17 protein-coding genes and 1 other RNA gene are annotated in these 17704 nt (G+C 68.8%); 13 read left to right on the top strand and 5 right to left on the bottom strand.

The genetic code is table 11. From position 1 onward, the window contains the following. Positions 1–70 precede the first annotated feature (70 nt). Together AWC03_RS19215 and AWC03_RS19210 are read right to left on the bottom strand one after the other, a co-directional pair. Complete coding sequence (locus AWC03_RS19215) at positions 71–1633, bottom strand: alpha/beta hydrolase (protein ID WP_090422355.1); 1563 nt, start codon at positions 1631–1633, stop codon at positions 71–73. Positions 1634–1740: 107 nt separating this feature from the next. Then, positions 1741–3297 (bottom strand): alpha/beta hydrolase, encoded by a 1557-nt coding sequence (locus tag AWC03_RS19210; protein ID WP_085242302.1) that lies wholly within the window; start codon positions 3295–3297, stop codon positions 1741–1743. 211 nt (positions 3298–3508) lie between these two features. Here AWC03_RS19210 and panB point away from each other — a divergent pair, with 211 nt between their 5' ends. The 3 genes from panB (at position 3509) to AWC03_RS19195 (ending at position 7354) form a co-directional block, all read left to right on the top strand. After that, positions 3509–4354 carry a 3-methyl-2-oxobutanoate hydroxymethyltransferase gene (gene panB, locus AWC03_RS19205; protein ID WP_085242301.1) on the top strand — a complete coding sequence of 282 codons (846 nt, stop codon included), beginning with the start codon at positions 3509–3511 and terminating at the stop codon, positions 4352–4354. A gap of 143 nt (positions 4355–4497) precedes the next feature. Then, positions 4498–5685, top strand: coding sequence for a glycoside hydrolase 5 family protein (locus AWC03_RS19200; RefSeq protein WP_085242300.1), 1188 nt, complete (start codon positions 4498–4500; stop codon positions 5683–5685). 127 nt (positions 5686–5812) lie between these two features. Then, positions 5813–7354, top strand: coding sequence for a CYTH and CHAD domain-containing protein (locus AWC03_RS19195; protein WP_085242299.1), 1542 nt, complete (start codon positions 5813–5815; stop codon positions 7352–7354). Positions 7355–7447: 93 nt separating this feature from the next. Here the strand turns inward: AWC03_RS19195 and rnpB are convergent. After that, positions 7448–7848: RNase P RNA component class A (rnpB, locus tag AWC03_RS19190), an RNA gene on the bottom strand. A 104-nt stretch (positions 7849–7952) separates the two neighbouring features. Here rnpB and AWC03_RS19185 point away from each other — a divergent pair. Then, the gene (locus tag AWC03_RS19185; RefSeq protein ID WP_085242333.1) at positions 7953–8663 is read left to right on the top strand and encodes a 2OG-Fe(II) oxygenase; all 711 of its coding nucleotides are present in this window, start codon (positions 7953–7955) and stop codon (positions 8661–8663) included. 3 nt (positions 8664–8666) lie between these two features. Here the strand turns inward: AWC03_RS19185 and AWC03_RS19180 are convergent, their stop codons facing one another. Then, positions 8667–9296 carry a class I SAM-dependent methyltransferase gene (locus AWC03_RS19180; protein ID WP_085242298.1) on the bottom strand — a complete coding sequence of 210 codons (630 nt, stop codon included), beginning with the start codon at positions 9294–9296 and terminating at the stop codon, positions 8667–8669. A 46-nt stretch (positions 9297–9342) separates the two neighbouring features. On the opposite strand from AWC03_RS19180, the gene AWC03_RS19175 reads away from it, so the two are divergent. The 9 genes from AWC03_RS19175 to AWC03_RS19135 all read left to right on the top strand — a co-directional run bounded on the left by AWC03_RS19175 (position 9343) and on the right by AWC03_RS19135 (position 17069). Further along, entirely contained in the window at positions 9343–9918 is a 576-nt protein-coding gene (locus AWC03_RS19175; RefSeq protein ID WP_085242297.1) for a helix-turn-helix domain-containing protein, read from the top strand. Between the two features lie 74 nt (positions 9919–9992). Beyond that, positions 9993–11162 carry a cytochrome P450 gene (locus tag AWC03_RS19170; protein ID WP_085242296.1) on the top strand — a complete coding sequence of 390 codons (1170 nt, stop codon included), beginning with the start codon at positions 9993–9995 and terminating at the stop codon, positions 11160–11162. Further along, positions 11159–11353, top strand: a complete 195-nt coding sequence (locus AWC03_RS19165; RefSeq protein WP_085242295.1) for a ferredoxin — start codon at positions 11159–11161, stop codon at positions 11351–11353. The genes AWC03_RS19170 and AWC03_RS19165 overlap by 4 nt, the downstream gene beginning before the upstream one ends. Positions 11354–11396: 43 nt before the next feature. Continuing rightward, positions 11397–12431: a glycosyltransferase family 9 protein gene (locus AWC03_RS19160; protein ID WP_158089982.1), complete on the top strand. Its 1035-nt coding sequence runs from the start codon at positions 11397–11399 to the stop codon at positions 12429–12431. Positions 12432–12705: 274 nt separating this feature from the next. Then, the gene (espB, locus tag AWC03_RS19155; RefSeq protein ID WP_085242293.1) at positions 12706–14169 is read left to right on the top strand and encodes an EspB family ESX-1 secretion system-associated protein; all 1464 of its coding nucleotides are present in this window, start codon (positions 12706–12708) and stop codon (positions 14167–14169) included. Positions 14170–14419: 250 nt separating this feature from the next. Then, complete coding sequence (locus tag AWC03_RS19150) at positions 14420–15616, top strand: EspA/EspE family type VII secretion system effector (RefSeq protein ID WP_085242292.1); 1197 nt, start codon at positions 14420–14422, stop codon at positions 15614–15616. Between the two features lie 12 nt (positions 15617–15628). Next, a complete protein-coding gene (locus tag AWC03_RS19145; RefSeq protein ID WP_085242291.1) occupies positions 15629–15943 on the top strand; it encodes an ESX-1 secretion-associated protein in 315 nt (104 codons plus the stop codon). 58 nt (positions 15944–16001) lie between these two features. Next, positions 16002–16652 (top strand): hypothetical protein, encoded by a 651-nt coding sequence (locus AWC03_RS19140; protein ID WP_085242290.1) that lies wholly within the window; start codon positions 16002–16004, stop codon positions 16650–16652. Positions 16653–16685: 33 nt separating this feature from the next. Beyond that, the gene (locus tag AWC03_RS19135; protein WP_090422369.1) at positions 16686–17069 is read left to right on the top strand and encodes a YbaB/EbfC family nucleoid-associated protein; all 384 of its coding nucleotides are present in this window, start codon (positions 16686–16688) and stop codon (positions 17067–17069) included. A gap of 45 nt (positions 17070–17114) precedes the next feature. Here the strand turns inward: AWC03_RS19135 and AWC03_RS19130 are convergent, their stop codons facing one another. Continuing rightward, complete coding sequence (locus AWC03_RS19130; RefSeq protein ID WP_085242289.1) at positions 17115–17696, bottom strand: TetR-like C-terminal domain-containing protein; 582 nt, start codon at positions 17694–17696, stop codon at positions 17115–17117. Positions 17697–17704 lie beyond the last annotated feature (8 nt).

Genomic DNA, 17704 nt, shown 5'->3' with positions numbered 1-17704 from the left:
CTGTTAATTCTGTGTTACCGACGCGCGATTGGAACAATTGCGAACATTGCAAACAGGCTGCTCAGTGCGGTCAGGATCGGCACTGGTAGGCCGGGGGCGGCAACGTGCCCGCGACGAGATAGCGCATCACGGCGGCGTCCACGCACTGGTTTCCGTTGAACACCGCGGTGTGCTGCGTCCCGTCGTAGGTGATCAGCGGGCCGCCCAGCTGGCGGGCCAGGTTGACCCCGGCCTGATACGGGGTGGCCGGATCGTGCGTGGTGGAGACGACGACGACCTTGCCCGACGCGGCGGGCGCCGCGACATGCGGCGTCGACGTCGCCGGCACCGGCCACAGTGCGCACAGATCGCGGGGCGCGTTCCCGGTGAACTGCCCGTAGCTGAGGAACGGCGCCGCCTGGCGGATGCGCTGATCGGCGGCGACCCAGCTCGCCGAATCCTTCGGCGCGGGCGCGTCGACGCACCGAATAGCGTTGAAGGCGTCCTGGTCGTTGGTGTAGTGACCGCCGCGGTCGCGGCCCTCGTAGTCGTCGGCGAGCACCAGCAGATCCCCCGCGTCGGTCCCGCGCTGCAGGCCGAGGAGGCCGCTGGTCAGATACTTCCAGTGCGCCGGGGTGTAGAGCGCGTTGATGGTGCCGGTGGTCGCGTCGGCGTAGCTCAGGCCACGCGGGTCCGACGTGCGACCGGGTTTGGCGACCAACGGGTCGACCAGCGCGTGGTAGCGGTTGACGAATTGGGCCGGGTCGGTGCCCAGCGGGCAGCCCGCCGAGCGGGCGCAGTCGGCGGCGTAGTCGTTGAAAGCGGTTTGGAATCCCGCCATCTGCTGAACGTTTTCGTCGACCGGGCCGACGGCCGGGTCGATCGCGCCGTCGAGCACCATCGCCCGCACGTGGGCTCCGAACTTCTCCAGGTATGCGGTGCCCAGCTCGGTGCCGTAGCTGTAGCCGAGGTAGTTGATCTGGTCGTCGCCCAGCGTCTGGCGGACCATGTCCATGTCGCGCGCCACCGATGCGGTGCCGACGTTGGCCAGGAACCCGGGCCCCATGCGGCTCACACACTCCTGGGCCAGCTGCTGGTAGAGCTGTTCGATGTGCGTCACGCCGGCCGGGCTGTAGTCGACCATCGGCTCGCGCCGGTAGGCGTCGAACTCGGCGTCCGAGCGACAGCGCAGGGCCGGGCTCGAGTGGCCCACCCCCCGCGGATCGAAGCCGACCAGGTCGAAATTGCGCCGAATCGGCGTGCCGTCGAGATCCGCTGCCATGCCGGACACCATGTCGACCGCGGACCCGCCGGGACCGCCCGGATTGACCAGCAGGGAACCGATCCGCTGGCCGGTGGCCGGCACGCGGATCACCGCCAGCCTGGCCTGCCCCGCTCCCGGGTTGTCGTAATCGACCGGGACGGAGACGGTGGTGCACTGGGCGGTGGGGACATCGCTTGTGTCCCTGGCGAATTGACCGCAACTCCCCCATGTCTGGGGTGCCGCGGCCGACGGCCTCGGGGCCGCGGTCTGCCCGGCACCGGGTTCGGGAGTGGCGCCCGCGACCGCCGGCCCCACCACCGATTGCGCGGCCAACAGCCCGAATGACACCAGCGCCGAACTCAACGGTCTCAGGCGCGACATGGCAGTCATCGTGTCAGCTTCGGGTTCCCGAAGCGGCGCGAAACGATTACGCCTTGATCTCGTCTGCGGCCCGCACCGAGTGTGCGATTGCGCTCGACGTCAGACCCCTACGCGCCCTAGCACTTTGCGCCGCTGGGCGGCGTCGCACCGCCGACCAGATACGCGGTGACGTAGTTGTCGATGCATCCGTCGCCCTGGAACACCACCGTGTGCTGGGTTCCGTCGTAGGTGAGCAGCGAACTGCGCAGCTGGTTGGCCAGATCGACCCCGGCCTTGTAGGGGGTCGCCGGATCGTGGGTCGTCGACACGACCACGGTCGGGGCCAGTCCGGGCGCGGAGATGGTGTGCGGCTTGCTCGTCGGCGGAACCGGCCAGAACGCGCAGGTGCCCAGCGGGGCGTCGCCGGTGAAGGTGCCGTAGCTCATGAACGGCGCGATCTCCCGCGAGCGGCGGTCCTCGTCGATCACCTTGGCGCGGTCGGTGATCGGCGGCTGGTCGACGCAGTTGATGGCGACCCGCGCGTCGGTGGCGTTGGTGTAGTGGCCGTGCGCGTCGCGGCGCATGTACATGTCGGCCAGCGCCAGCAGCGTGTCCCCGCGGTGGTTGACCAGTTCGCTCAGCCCGTCGGTCAGGTGATGCCACAACGTCGGCGAGTACAGCGCCATGATGGTGCCCACGATGGCGTCGCTGTAGCTCAGTCCCCGCGGGTCATTCGTGGGGACCGGCCTGCCGACCATCGGGTTGTTCGGGTCGACCAGCGGGTCGACCAGGCTGTGGTAGACGTCGACGGCCTTGGCCGGGTCGGTGCCCAACGGGCAACTCGATTGCTTCGCGCAGTCCGTGGCGTAGTCGTCGAACGCGTCCTGAAAACCCTTGGCCTGGCGCAGGTCCGCCTCGATGGGGTCGGCGTTGGGGTCGACGGCGCCGTCGAGGATCATCGCCCGCACCTTCTCCGGGTACGCCTCGGCGTAGGCGGAGCCGATCCGCGTGCCGTACGAGTAGCCGAGGTAGGTCAGCTTGTCGTCGCCCAGCGCCGCGCGGATCGCATCCAGGTCCCTGGCGACGTTGACCGTGCCGACGTTGGCCAGGAAGTTCTTGCCCATCTTGTCGACGCAGCGGCCGACGAACTGCTTGGTCTCGTCCTCGATGTGGGCCACCCCGGCGGGACTGTAGTCGACGTTCGGCTCGGTACGCAGCCGGTCGTTGTCGGCGTCGGAGTTGCACCAGATGGACGGCCGCGACGATCCCACCCCGCGGGGGTCGAAGCCCACCAGGTCGAATCGTTCGCGGACCCGCTTCGGCAGCGACTGAACGACACCGAGCGCGGCCTCGATACCCGACTCGCCGGGCCCGCCGGGGTTGATCACCAGCGAGCCGATCTTGTCGCCGGTGGCGGGGAACCGGATCATCGCCAGCGTCGCGACGTCGCCGTCGAGGTGGTCGTAGTCCACGGGCACCGCCAGCTTGCCGCACAGCGCGCCCGCGGGGATCTTGGCCTTCGGGTTCGATGACCGGCACGGCGTCCACTCCACGGCCTGCCCCAGCTTGGGTTCGGCCAGGAGCGCGCGCCCGCCGACGACGCGCACGCAGCCCGCGAGCAGGAGCGCGACGGCAGCGACCGTTGTCGAAACCAGCAGCGTGCGCGCGAACTTGCCGCGGCGAGACAGACCCATGCCAACATATGCTGCCAGAGGAAAGCTGAGATTCTCGTGAGCGGCACCACCGTGCGGTTATCGGCCGCCCTGCGAGCGGCCGAGCATGGTATGTCTCACATCACAGGCCCGGTGCAACTGCGCACAAGAGATGGCAGAATGACACCGTCAGACGAACCCGGGGACCCGTTCAGGGCCACGAGGATCGACCCGACCACCCACAGGGACAACGATGTCTGAGCAGAACGTCTATGGTGCGGGCACGTCAGAACAGGCGCAGCCGCTCACCAAGATCCGCACGCACCACCTGCAGAAGATGAAGGCCGAGGGGCACAAGTGGGCCATGCTCACGGCCTACGACTACTCGACCGCCCGCATCTTCGACGAGGCGGGCATCCCGGTCTTGCTGGTCGGCGACTCGGCCGCCAACGTCGTGTACGGCTACGACACCACGGTGCCGGTCTCGATCGACGAAATGATTCCGCTGGTCCGCGGCGTGGTGCGCGGTGCGCGTCACGCCCTGGTCGTCGCGGACCTGCCGTTCGGCAGCTATGAGGCGGGGCCGAGCCAGGCACTCGCGTCGGCCACCCGGTTCATGAAGGAGGGCGGCGCCCACGCCGTCAAGCTCGAGGGCGGCGAGCGGGTGGCCGAGCAGATCGCCTGCCTGACCGCGGCGGGCATCCCGGTGATGGCGCACATCGGGTTCACGCCGCAGAGCGTGAACAGCCTGGGCGGCTTCCGGGTGCAGGGCCGCGGTGACGCCGCGGAACAGACCGTCGCCGACGCGATCGCCGTCGCCGAAGCCGGGGCGTTCTCCGTCGTCATGGAGATGGTGCCCGCCGAATTGGCCACCCAGATCACCGGCAAGCTGACCATCCCGACCGTCGGGATCGGCGCCGGCCCGAACTGCGACGGCCAGGTTTTGGTCTGGCAGGACATGGCCGGGGTCAACAGCGGCAAGGCCGCCCGCTTCGTCAAGCGGTTCGGCGACGTCGGCGGGGAATTGCGCCGGGCCGCGACGCAATATGCGCGAGAGGTGGCCGAGGGGACCTTCCCCGCCGACGAGCACTGCTTCTGACGGAGGCAACCACACGTTTCGCCCGCCCGATCCTGTCAATTCCGAAAATCGTTGTGTGGCAGGCGGGTACGATTGTTCTCGGATGAAGTCTCTACTCCGAGAGCGAGGGTGAACACATCGAACCGGGGATTCGTGGTGGCCTGGTGCACCGTCGAACGGTGCTGAAGGTACCGCTGGCACTGGCAGGAGGCGCTGCACTGGCCCGAGCACCTCGCGCGGCCGCGCAACCCGCGCCTGGCACCTCGCCGCAGGCAAGCCGCTGGTCCCCCGAGCGCGCCAACCGGTGGTATCAGGCGCAGGGCTGGTTGGTCGGGGCGAACTACATCACGTCGAACGCGATCAACCAGCTGGAGATGTTCCAGGCCGAGACGTTCGACCCGCGACGCATCGACACCGAGCTGGGCTGGGCGCGGGCCGACGGCCTCAACGCGGTGCGGGTGTTCCTGCACGACCTGTTGTGGGCGCAGGACCGTCGGGGGTTCCAGACCCGCCTCGCCCAGTTCGTCGACATCACGGCGCGCCACGACATCAAGCCGTTGTTCGTCCTGTTCGACTCCTGTTGGGATCCTCATCCCGCGGCGGGCCCGCAACGCCCGCCGAGGCCCGGCGTGCACAACTCGGGTTGGGTGCAGAGCCCGGGCGCCGAACACCTCGGTGACCCGGGCTACGTCGAGACCCTGCGTAGCTACGTCACCGGCGTGCTGACTCAATTCCGCACCGATGACCGCGTGCTCGGGTGGGACCTGTGGAACGAACCCGACAATCCCTCGAAGCACTACCGCGCGGTCGAGCGGCCCGACAAGCTGCATCTGGTCGCCGACCTGCTGCCGCAGGTGTTCGGCTGGGCGCGTTCGGTCGATCCGTCTCAGCCGCTGACCAGCGGGGTCTGGGACGGCGAGTGGGCGGACCCCGGGCGGCGCAGCGTGTTCAGCGGCATCCAGCTGGACAACTCCGACGTGATCACCTTCCACTGCTATGGCTCGCCGGCGGAGTTCGAGAGCCGCATCGGCGAGCTCACACCCCAGGGGCGACCGATCCTGTGCACCGAATACCTGGCGCGGACGTTGGGCAGCACCATCCCGGGTGTGCTGCCCGTCGCCAAGCGCTACAACGTCGGCGCGTTCCACTGGGGGCTGGTCGCCGGGAAGACCCAGACGTTCTATCCGTGGGACTCCTGGGAGCACCCGTACACGGCCATGCCGGCCGAGTGGTTCCACGATGTGCTGGTGCCCGACGGACGGCCGTACCGCGATCCCGAAATCGAGACGATCCGCGAACTGAGCGGCCTGGCAATGCATCTGCGCGAAGACCCGCCGCCGCCGCCCCCGTGACGCCGCGGCCGCCGCGCCGGTCAGCGGCCGGTGCCGCCATCCGCCCCACCGCGGTATGGCAGGCTATGGGAACCCTTCATCATCGTCCCTTCATGGCCGCGGCGACGCGCCCTCAACGGAGCCGAAAATGCCTGGAAAAGCGCCGCAAACCTCGCGCCATCGCGAGGTGGAACGCAAGTTCGACGTCGGCGAGTCCACCGTGTCCCCATCGTTCGAAGGCATTGCCGCGGTGGCGCACGTCGAGAAGTCGCCCACTCAGACACTGGACGCGACGTACTTCGACACCCCCGCACAGGACCTCGCCCGCAACAAGATCACCCTGCGCCGCCGCACCGGGGGCGCGGACGCGGGATGGCACCTGAAGCTGCCGGCCGGGCCGGAGGCCCGCACCGAAGTCCGGGCACCGCTGGACGCCTCGGGCCCGGGCGGCCCCGACACCGTGCCGGAGGAGCTGGTGGACGTCGTGCTGGCGATCGTGCGCGACCGCCCGCTCGAACCGGTCGCCCGCATCACCACCCGGCGCGACACCCAGGTGTTGTATGCGGCCGACGACACACCGCTCGCTGAGTTCTGCAACGACCACGTCACCGCCTGGTCGGCCCGCGCTTCCGAGGACGCCGACGTGGAGCCCACCCAGCAGGAGTGGCGCGAGTGGGAACTCGAACTGGTCGAAACGACTGGGGCCCCGGACACCGAGCTGTTGAACCGGTTGGGCAATCGACTGCTCGACGCCGGCGCCGCGCCGGCCGGTCACGCCTCCAAGCTGGCCCGCGTACTCGGCACGACGCCCCAACCCGACGGCGCGCCGGCCGCCGAGAACCCGCTGCAGCGGGCGGTGGCCGAGCAGATTCGCGAACTGTTGGTGTGGGACCGCGCGGTGCGGGCCGACGCGTTCGACTCCATTCACCAGATGCGGGTCACCACCCGCAAGCTGCGCAGCCTGCTGCGTGACTACCAGGAGTCGTTCGGGCTGCCCGACGACGACGGGTGGGTGCTCGACGAACTGCGCGAGCTCGCCGGCATCCTCGGCATCGCGCGCGACGCCGAGGTCCTCGCGGAGCGCTACGAGCGTCAATTGGACGGCCTCACACCGGATTTGGTGCGCGGGCCGGTGCACGAGCGTCTGGTCGGCGGCGCGCAGCGGCGCTACCAGACCGGGCTGCGCCGGTCGCTGATCGCCATGCGGTCGCAGCGTTACTTCCGTCTGCTCGACGCCCTCGATGCGATCGCGGCGCAACCCCCGGGCAGCGCCCCGGGCGAAGAACACGCGCCGGTCACCATCGACGCCGCCTACAAGAAGGTCCGCAAGGCCGCCAAGGCCGCCGCCCAGGTGGCCGGCGAACAACCCGGGGACCAGCACGCGCGCGACGAAGCGGTCCACCGGATTCGCAAGCGGGCCAAGCGCCTTCGGTATACCGCCGCCGCCACCGGCGCCGACAGGGTGTCCGAGCAGGCGAAGGCCGTTCAGTCGCTGCTCGGCGACCATCAGGACAGCGTGGTCAGCCGCGAACACCTGCGCCACGAATCCGAAACCGCGCACGCCGCCGGCGAGGACACCTTCACCTACGGCGTGCTGTACCAGCAGGAGGCCGACTTGGCCGAGCGGTGCGAACGGCAGCTCGACGACGCGTTGCGCAAGCTCGCCAAGGCGGTGCACAAGGCCGGCTGAGCGGGGCGCTCCGCCCCGCGAGGCTGTAACTGGCGACGGGTTCACTCGGCGAACGCGTCGCGGAATACAGTTTCGCGGACGCCTGAGGCGGGGCGGACGAGTTGGCCTGTAAGCCGGATTCTGTTCCACGCACCTCCGGCGACCGGAGATGCGCGGCGGCGACCATCCATCTGGACACACCGTCACCGGGTGCCTCGAGCGGCCTACCCGCAGGCTCGGGCGAGCAACCCTCGAACGCCTGCGCGGCCGCACCTTTCGGCGCCGCCTTCTTGGCCTTGCTTCGGGTGGGGTTTGCCGAGCCACCCCGGTCACCCGGGATGCTGGTGCGCTCTTACCGCACCGTTTCACCCTTACCACCGCGAGGGTGGCGGTCTGCTTTCTGTGGCACTGTCCCGCGAGTCACCTCGGATTGCCGTTAGCAATCACCCTGCTCTGCGAAGTCCGGACTTTCCTCGGACCGCCTTGCGACGGTCCGCGGCCGCCCGGCCAACTCGTCCGCGACGATCCACGGTACTCCCTACCCGAAGCCGGGGCCAGCAACCATCGCGTGCGCGGCTCTATCGTGGACCTGGCAGGCAGGCACACGAAAGGGCGCCAGATGTCGCGGTGGAAGAAGCGCGTCGACTCCGGCGACTGGGACGCCATCGCCGGCGCGGTCAACGAAGACGGCGGGGCGCTACTGCCGAGGCTGGTCACCACCAGCGAGGCGGCGCGGCTCCGCAAGCTCTACTCCGACGACGCCCTGTTCCGTTCGACCATCGACATGGCGCCCAGGCGGTACGGCGCCGGGCAGTATCGCTACTTCCGGGCGCCCTACCCCGCCCCCCTCGACGAACTCAAGCAGGCGCTCTACCCGCGGCTGCTGCCGATCGCCCGCGACTGGTGGGGCAAACTCGGCCGCGACGCGCCCTGGCCGGACGGTCTGGACGATTGGCTGGCGGTCTGCCACGCCGCCGGCCAAACCAGGTCCACCGCGCTGATGCTGAAGTACGGCGCGGGCGACTGGAACGCGCTGCACCGAGACCTCTACGGCGACTTGGTGTTTCCGCTGCAGGTGGTGATCAACCTCAGCGAGCCCGGCACCGACTACACCGGCGGCGAATTCCTACTCGTCGAGCAGCGGCCGCGGGCCCAATCCCGGGGTATGGCAACGCAATTGCCGCAGGGCCACGGATTCGTGTTCACCACGCGGGAGCGGCCGGTGCCCTCCAGTCGCGGCTGGTCCGCGGCGCCGGTGCGCCACGGGGTGTCGGTGGTGCGTTCCGGGGAACGCTACGCGCTGGGGCTGATCTTCCACGACGCGGCCTGAGGGCTACCCCGTCCGTCGCAGGACGATGACATTGTCGGGCACCGTGGCCTTTTGGCCGTCGGCGACCAACACCCGGTCGACTGTTTCGGCCCGCACCCGGGTCCAGTCGGCCGGGTTCAGCCGCAACGACGCGATCACCTCCTCGATGCCGGGGAAGGAGTGCTCGTGGTGCTGCGCCCACGGCGGGGCCGCCCCGTGGTCAACGATCAACAGCACCCCACCGGGATTCACCTGGCCGGCCGCGCGCCGCAGCACGGCCTCGCGTTCCAATCGGGCCGGGGAATGGAAGTACTGGGCCGACACCAGGTCGAACGCCCCTTCGGGGAAGGTCTCGTTCAGGTCGTGCCGCTGAAAGTCGATGTGATCGGCCACGTTTCGCGTGGACGCGGCCTCCGCCGCTCGTTGCAGCGCGGTGGCCGAGACGTCGACCGCAACGACCTGCCACCCGCGCTCGGCGAGCCACAACGCGTCGGCGCCCTCCCCGCAGCCCAAGTCGAGGGCCCGGCCCGCAGGCAGATCGGCGGCCACCTCGGGAAGGCGCGGATTGACTTGTCCGCTCCACACCCGATCCGTCGATCCGTACCGCTCTTCCCAGAACCGCCGGGCGTCATCGGAATTGCACGAAGTTTCCATACCGCGAGCTTGCCCAGTCGCGTCGCGCTTGCCAAGCTTATTTGCCATGCAGGCAAAGACCGCCCCCGATATCGATCTTCAGGTGCGCCGCCGGCTGCGGGAGCTGCGCTCGCAGCGGGGCATGACGCTGCAAGAGGTGGGTGCGCGCGCCGGCATCGACGTCTCGACGCTCAGCCGCCTCGAGTCGGGAAAGCGCCGGCTCGCCCTCGATCACCTGCCGCGCCTGGCGCGGGCGCTGTCGGTCAGCACCGACGAGTTGTTGCAGCCCCCCGAAGCCCACGATCCGCGGGTGCGCGGCGCCGCGCACACCCACCACGGGGTGACGTATTGGCCGCTGACGCGCCAGGGCCCGGCCGGTGGCCTGCACGCCTTCAAGGTCCGGGTCAGCACCCGGCGTCGCACCCCGCCCGCGGAGTTGCCGGTGCACGAGGGCCAGGACTGGATGTACGTCCTGTCCGGCCGGCTGCGGCTGCTGCTGGGCGACCGCGACTTCACCATCGCACCAGGTGAAGCGGTCGAATTCTCCACGTGGACACCGCACTGGTTCGGGGCGTCCGACGGCCCGGTGGAGGCCATCATGATCCTCGGGCCGCACGGCGAACGGATTCACCTGCAAAGTTGAGCGCCGCGCGGCGATTGTGCGACCGCTTAGCATTGACCATTGCCCGGCGCGGACGTTGGTGCCAGTCTGACCAGATGACAGATACCGAGGGATTCGTCGACCAGACGGTGACCGGTCTGGCGGACCCGCAGCCGATGTACAAGGCGTTGCGCGAATCGAGCCCGGTGTTCCGGTCGCCGCAGGCGGTGGTGCTCAGCCGGCTGGCCGACATCGAGATGGCCCTCAAACACACCGAAGTGTTCTCGTCGAACATGGACGCGGTCGACCTCGGCAACGTGCGGCCGCTGATCCCCCTGCAGATCGACCCGCCCGAGCATGCGAAGTACCGCCGCATCCTCGACCCGTTGTTCACGCCGCGGGAGATGGCCCGGCGCGAGCCTCGCGTCACCGAGCTGGTGAACGAGATGATCGACGGCTTCGCGGATCGCGGCGAGTGCGACTTCCACACCGAGTTCGCGGTGCCGCTGCCGTGCACCGTCTTCCTGCAGCTGCTCGGGTTGCCGCTGGAAGACCTCGAGCGGTTTCTGGAGTGGAAGGACGGAGTGATCCGCCCGGACGGCGACTCCGGCTTCGATCGGCGACACGAGAGCTCCGCCGGGGTGGCGCAACAGATCTACGACTACTTCGACCGCGCCATCGACGACCACATCGCCCGCCCCCGCGACGACGTGCTCTCGGCGATGATCGCCGCCGACGTCGCCGGCCGGCCGCTGTCCCGCGAAGAACTGCTCGACATCTGCTTCCTGTTTCTGATCGCGGGCCTGGACACGGTGACCGACTCGCTCGACTGCTTCTTCGTGTACCTGGCGCGCCACCCCGAACACCGCCGTCAGCTGGTCGATCAGCCCGACATCCTGCCCGGCGCCGTGGAGGAGTTATTGCGCTGGGAGACGCCGGTGCCCGGCGTCGCACGGGTCGCCGTCCAGGACGTCGAGGTGGGCGGTTGTCCCATCAGCAAGGGTGAGCGGGTCAGCCCGTTGCTGGGCGCGGCCAACACCGACCCGGCCGAGTTCGCCGATCCCGAGCTGGTGGACTTCACCCGCAACCCCAACCGGCACCGCGCGTTCGGGGGCGGTCCCCACCGCTGCCTCGGCTCTCACCTGGCCCGCATGGAGCTGAGGGTGGCGTTACGCGAATTCCACCGGCGCATACCCGACTACGAGATCAAGCCGGGCACCCAGCTGACCTACACCGCCGCCTTGCGCTCGGTGGAGTCGTTGCCGCTGGTCTTTTCGGTGCCATGACCCGCATTGCCGTCGACGCCGACCGCTGCACCGGGCACGGGCGCTGCTACACCCTGGCACCCGACGTCTTCGACGCCGACGAGGCCGGCCACTGCGTCGTGCTCGTCGCCGACGTCGCCGGCGAACTCGAGGCACAGGCCGACACCGCCGAGAAGAACTGCCCGGAGAGCGCGATCACGCTGACGCGCTGAGCGCGGCCGGGCTCACGGTCTAAGCTCCGCCCGGAGGATGGTGTTGGACTCGCAAAGCCCTGAATGCGGCGCGCCGGGCGGCCCCCTGTCGACCGCCAGGGCCGCCGTCTATTTCGAGGCCAAGATCGGCGACGCCGTCCTGACGCTGCCGGCCATGCGGGCGCTGGGCGAGATCTTCGCCGCGCCGTTGACGCTCATCTGCCCGAAAGTGCCGTTCGATCTGTGCTTCCGGGAGGTCAGTCCGCTCCTGATCGACACGACGGCATTCCACTCCGGCGACCTACCATCGGACCGAAGTGGCGATTACGACGCGCTGGCAGCGCAAGTCGGCGCCGTCGACCTCCTGATCAACACCCTGTCGTTCGCCATCCCCTCGGAGACTTTCCGCGCCCTTCGGCAACGGCTCGCTCCCCCCACGAGCGTCGGGTTCAAGAACGACTACGACTCCTATGACATCGCGATCGCAAAAGGGGCGTGTCACTCGGCCGACCAGATGTTCAAGCTGGCGCACGTGTTCGATCCGTCGGCGCGGATCGAAGCGTATGCCCAGCCATTGCCCATTCCGCCGGCCGTGCGGGAGCAGGCCAAGTCGATGCGCGCCGCGCTGCCCCGCGGGTACCACGTGCTCGTCGTGCACGCCGACACCGACTGGCCGGAAAAGCGTTGGCCCGCGACCCGGTTCATCGACGTGCTGGACCGGTTCTTGTCGCGCCATCGCGACTTCGTGGCCTGGATCGTGGGGATGGGTCACGAGGAACTCAACGTCGGGCGTGAGGGCGCGCGGGTGATTCCCCATCTCGGCCTACCGCTCGATCTCGCCATGGGTTTGGTCGCCGAGGCCGACGTCTTCCTGGGGATCGATTCGAGCATGCTGCATGCCGCCGACCTGGCGCGCGTTCCCGGCGTCGGGCTGTTCGGGCCGACGCGGTCGGCCACGTGGGGCTTCCGGTTCGGACCGCACCGGCACATCGATCGCAGGACCATGGCCGATATCACCGCCGAAGAGGTGCTGAGCGCGATGGAAAGCCTTGCCGCGATCGCGGTGCCGGCGGCGGACGGCGCGACGGCAGCACGATGACCGGCGTTCGGTTGGCATTCACCCACCCGTCATTGCCGCGAGCTCGGTCGAAAATTGGTGATGCGACGGCGATCTCGCGGCCTTAGGATGACCCTCGGTTGGGCCCGGCCTGCCGCCGCGCCCCGCCGTGTGTCCCGGCAGAGGAAGGATGCCCCGGGGGTGGCATCCGTCTCGCTCCTTGTTTCGGTGCCGGCGCAATCGTGCGCCCGCCGGACCGGGTCCGTCACACCGTCGATCTCGATGACGGCCCGAGCGCCCAGAGGAGAGCACCCCCATGACGGAGCCGCTGAAGGTCCAGCACGACGAACTGCTGGCCAGGGCCGCCGAACTCGAGGCGCCGTTGCCGTCCCCGCCGGCCGGCGACGCCGCGCCGCCGTGCGAGATCGGATTCATCGTCGACTCCGCCACGCAACTCGCGCTCTCCTCCGCGGCGATACGTGATTGCGTCGCATACTGCGAACGGCAATATCAGATTCTGGCGCAATCTCTGCGGAACGCGGCCAAGGCCTACGAGGAACTCGACGCGGCGGCCGCCGAGGCAATGGCGGGCGACTCTTCGGGTTCGTCCGTGACCCGGGGTCCCGTCGGCGGCAGCGAACAAGCGGCGGCCAAATCGACCGCGGTGCAGCCCTACTCGCCGCCAGCCACCCCGGCACCAACCTCGGACCTCGGCTATTACCCGGTCAAACAAGCGGCCCAGCACATCGAAGCCCCCGATCAGGGCCCCTCCTTCGGCAAGTTCGCGGACGACTGGGATACCTACGCGCTGACCTTGCAGCAAGACGTCCTTCCGCGGTTTCGCCCGTTCGCTTACTGGCAAGGTCCGGCGGCGAAAGCGGCCGAGGACAACTTCGAGAAGCAGAAACGCTACGTGATCGGGCTGGCGGATGACTGCAATCAGATCGCCGCGCAGGCCAGGCAGGTGGTCTCCGCACACAAATGGGCCATCACCGAGCACCCCTCGAGCTACGAGATCTACGTCACCGAATTCTGGATCATCGAGTACACGAAACGAAATGACCTGGCCCGCCGGGCACAACAGGTCGACTGGTACCAGGAACTGCAGAACAAGTCGGAAGAGGTGCTGGCGCAGTACCGGCAGCTGGCCAGTGCGCCGCTGGCTCCGATTTATCCGTCGGCCCCGCCCGCCGCCACGGTTATCGCGCCCCCCGCCATCAGGTTCTCCGATCTGCGCGGCAATGTCGGCGGAGGCGGCGGGACGTACGGCGGTGGCGGTGTCTGGAGCGACGCGGCAACGGGCGGGCAACTGGCTTCGGCGAACGTCGCCGACCGGGTCAGCGGCATCAACGACATGGTTTCCGGACTGACCGGCACCACCGCCGACCCCTACGCCGACGCGCCCGCCGCGTCGGCGGGCGCCCCGCTGGCGGCCGCCGGCCCGTCGATGGGCGGGGTGAAACCGGCATCGTTCGGGGGCGGCGGCGATGTGCCATCGCCGCCGCTGCAACCCCCGGTGGACGCCGGGTCGGCGCAAACCGGTCCGGGCCGCGGCCCCGGTCCGGGCGGTGCGGCCCCGGGTTCGGGCGGCGCGATGGGCGGCCGCGGCGGCATGGGCATGGCGCCCATGGGGGCGGGAGCCGGTCAGGGCCACGGCCAGGACAAGAAGGCCAAACGCACGCAAGACGACGAGGAGCTCTACACCGAAGAGCGCCCATGGACGTCGTCCGTCATCGGCATCCGCCCGCGCAACGACGCGCCAGAGGAAACCCACCGATGACCCAAAGCCGGCACCGAGCAACGCGGAACGGGCGGCCCACCAAAGACTTTCCGAACGGTCACCGGCGGTGCCATCGTGAGTGACCCGTCGATGAACAACGGCCGACACCGCAGTTGCGTAGAAGTGTCGAGGGGTCAAAACGATTGGCGCAGTTTGGCGTTCGCGAACGCGGCGGTACGCGAGCATTGTTAAGCTCAAGTCGAATAACCGGCAAGCGGTCCCGGCTCGACGGCGCGGAAAGTGGGTAGCGATGCCGAAGGTCTCAGACTATTGGAAGCCCGGCTTCAGTGTGGCCGCGTCGATCAAAGCCGGTGTCTCGGGCAACCCGTGGGATGCCACCTTCAACGCTGTCCTGGCACTCGGGCAGCTGGGCTATGCCGGCGGCAAATACAAGATCCCCGGGGACAAATTCGGCCCGCGACGTGAGGGCGGGGAATCGCTCAAAGACGCCTTCGGCAAAGAGTGCGTGATCCTTGAGCGCGGGATACAGATCATGACGGCGCTGACGCTGTTGCACGGCAGCGGTACGGACAAGGGCCAGTACTATCAGATGGGCTCCGACAAGTTCCAGTTGGCGTGGGAAAGCCTCAAGGACGCGACCGCTGAGAGCGATTCGTGGACCGGCGATGCCGCCGAGGCCTACAACGCGCTCAACGCCGCCCAAATGGATTGGGCGACAGCGATGTCCGACCTCGACCTGCAGATCGCGGCGATCCTGGCCGACGAAGCCGACTGGCTCAAGAACGCGAAAGTCACCCTGACCGCGTGCCGGGCGGTTTTCACCGCGGCTATCCCGATAGCCAGCACCCTGAGATGGGTCTCGGGCCCGCAGGCATCCTTGCTCTTCCAGCTCGCGACCTTCGCGGCAGTCATGCCGGTCGCCATCTTCATCACCGCGGCGTCGATGGACGAATCGCTGCAGAATAAGCGGAAGATTGACGGCATCAGCGCTCGATACCGAGAGGTGGCCGACAGTGCGGTCGTCTCGGGTTCCGCCTTCGCGCCGTCGACCGCCGCGCCCGCGCCGCGATCGACGGTGAGCCCGTTCGACGAAGTCAGCGGTGACGGCGCGGCACCGGCCCCGGCGCCCGGACGGCGGCATGCCGCCCCATCCGCCGGTGCCGCGGGCACCGGCGAAACCGCGGAGTCCGGAGGGTATCCGGCGACAGGGCCAACCGAACGCGCCTTGGCGCCGGCGGGCGTCGCACCGGCCTACAACATGCCCGCGGCGAGTCGAGTGGCCGGCGGGGCGCCGGACGCAAAAGCCTCGCCAAGGCCGCGCCCGGCCCCCGCGGCGGACGCCGACGGGGAGCCCGCTGCGGCCGGGGAGAACGTGGTCGCGACGGACTTCGACGGTGCGGCGAGCGGGGCCGCAGAGGGAGAGCGGGCGCCCATCGACAAGGTGACCGGCACGGCCGGCGGCCCGCAACGGCTCAGCGAGCGGTGAGGAGTGAGATCGATGGCCAAGCTGCAAGTCACGCCCGAGTACCTGGGACAGTTGGCGGCCGAGCAGGAGGAGGCGGCGGGCCGGCTTGACGAAGCGATCACCGCGGTCGCCGGACGAGCCGGAAAGCTTTGGTATGACCACGGTTTCATCTCCTTCAACTCCGTCCTCGCCATGCAGGCGGCGGAGCGGGAACGCGAATCCGCTTGCAACAACATGATTGCGGTGTGCAACGACGCATCCGAAAAACTGCGCGCCGGGGCGGATGCGTACACCGGCGTTGACAAGCAGTCGGGCGCAAAGCTGGACCGGCAGATGCTTTACGAATGACATGGCCGGCCGTCGGCGAACTCCCACCTGACCGTTGAAGCGCCAGAGAGGTACGACATTGGGCACCACACCGAACCGGCCCGGCGACAACGACCAGGGTTTCGCATTTCTGGACTTCGGTGACCAGGCCGGTCCCGACGACGGTGCCGGCTCGGCTTTCGGCGATGGGTACGGCCAAGACAGCGGCGCGTTCCTGGATTTCGGCGACCAGGCCGGTCAGGGCGCGACGGGCCGGTCGGCCATTGACGCACTGGTCACCTCCGAACCTGCCCCGCCCGCCGGCACCGGATCCGCGCCGGACCTCATCGATGTGCTGCCCACCGACGCCGGCGTCGCCGAGTCGGCCCCCGCCGCGGACGACGTGGAAGCCGGCCCGACGGCCACGGTGGTCAATCCCCCCGAGACGGTTTCGGTGACGGCGACCATGGACGGCAAGGTGCTGCGGATCGAGTTGTCACCGGCGGTGACCAACATGTCCGAGTCTGGGCTGGCAGACGAAATCCTTGCCATCGCGGACCTGGCTCGACAACGGGCGCTCGCCATTCAGCAGAGCTTCGTGCTCGATTGCTTTCACGAGCTGGGAATCGACGACGAAGGATTTATCGCCGAGGCGCTGCGCGGCGGCGTGACGGAATTGCCGTCGCCGCAACAGGCCGCGGCCGCACAGGCGGAAGTGTTCGCCACCCGGTACCTCAGCGATGAGGTCTGACCGCCCGAGTAACCCAGGCAGCGAGGACGCCCAGTGAGCACCGAGACGCACCCGCAAGTGGCCGAAGTCATGCGCCAGACACAACAGATCCAGTCGATGGTGGACGAAGAGGCGCACAACCTCAGGGCGCAAACCTTCAGGGGCACCGACGAGGCCAACACCGTGCGGGTCACCGTCGATGGACGCCAGTGGCTGACCGGCCTGCATATCGAAGATGGCTTGCTGCGACTGGGCGCCGAAACCGTGGCTCAGCGTGTCAACGAAGCAATGCGCGAGGCGCAGGCCCTCGCCACGGCCGCCGTCGAAGCGCAGCAGGAGCGGTTCATGGAATCGCTGGCCGGTTTTGCCGATTCGCTCGAAGAAGCGATGCGGCCGGTGAGGGACACGATGCCGGCTACGGGGACGGAATCGCGGTAGCGGCAACGACCCGGGCGGGGAGTCCGTCCACCCGCTCGGGGCGGGCTATTTCCGCGCGAGCGCGTGCCACGCCATGTCGACGATGGCCGCACAATACTCGTCGTCGACGGGAACGTCGGAGTACAGGACCCGAATGTAGAGCGGTGACAACACGATCTGGACCGCCGCCAGGGTGTTGACGCCGTCGCGCAGTTCGCCCCGCTCCCTGGCCCGGTCCACCACCCCGCGCATCGCCGCGAAATGCGCCCTGAAGAACCTCAACCGGGTGGCTTCGTCGTGCCCACCGCGCCGGTCCATCACGAGCGCGCGCATCAATGTGCGGCCGACCTCGCTGTTGATCCGACCGGTCACCTTGCCGACGAAGGCCCGCAGATCCCCGCGCAAGGAGCCGGTGTCGATCCCGGAACTCACCGTCTCGACATCGGAGAGCACCGCATCGACGATGAGCTGACGTCGATCTCCCCAGTACCGGTAGACCATCGCCGCATCGAGGTGGTGGCGCTCGGCCAGGGCCTCGATGCTGAACCGCTCGACGCCCCAACGGGTCAGCTCGTCGAGCACCGCCGGCATCACCCGCGCCCGGACATCCGCGGGAACGGCTACACGGGTCGGCTCGGACGGCTGCATCGACGTCT

The organism is Mycobacterium europaeum (genome assembly GCF_002102155.1).
Classification (GTDB): Bacteria; Actinomycetota; Actinomycetes; order Mycobacteriales; family Mycobacteriaceae; genus Mycobacterium; species Mycobacterium europaeum.
This window is presented reverse-complemented; position numbering and strand designations above follow the sequence as displayed.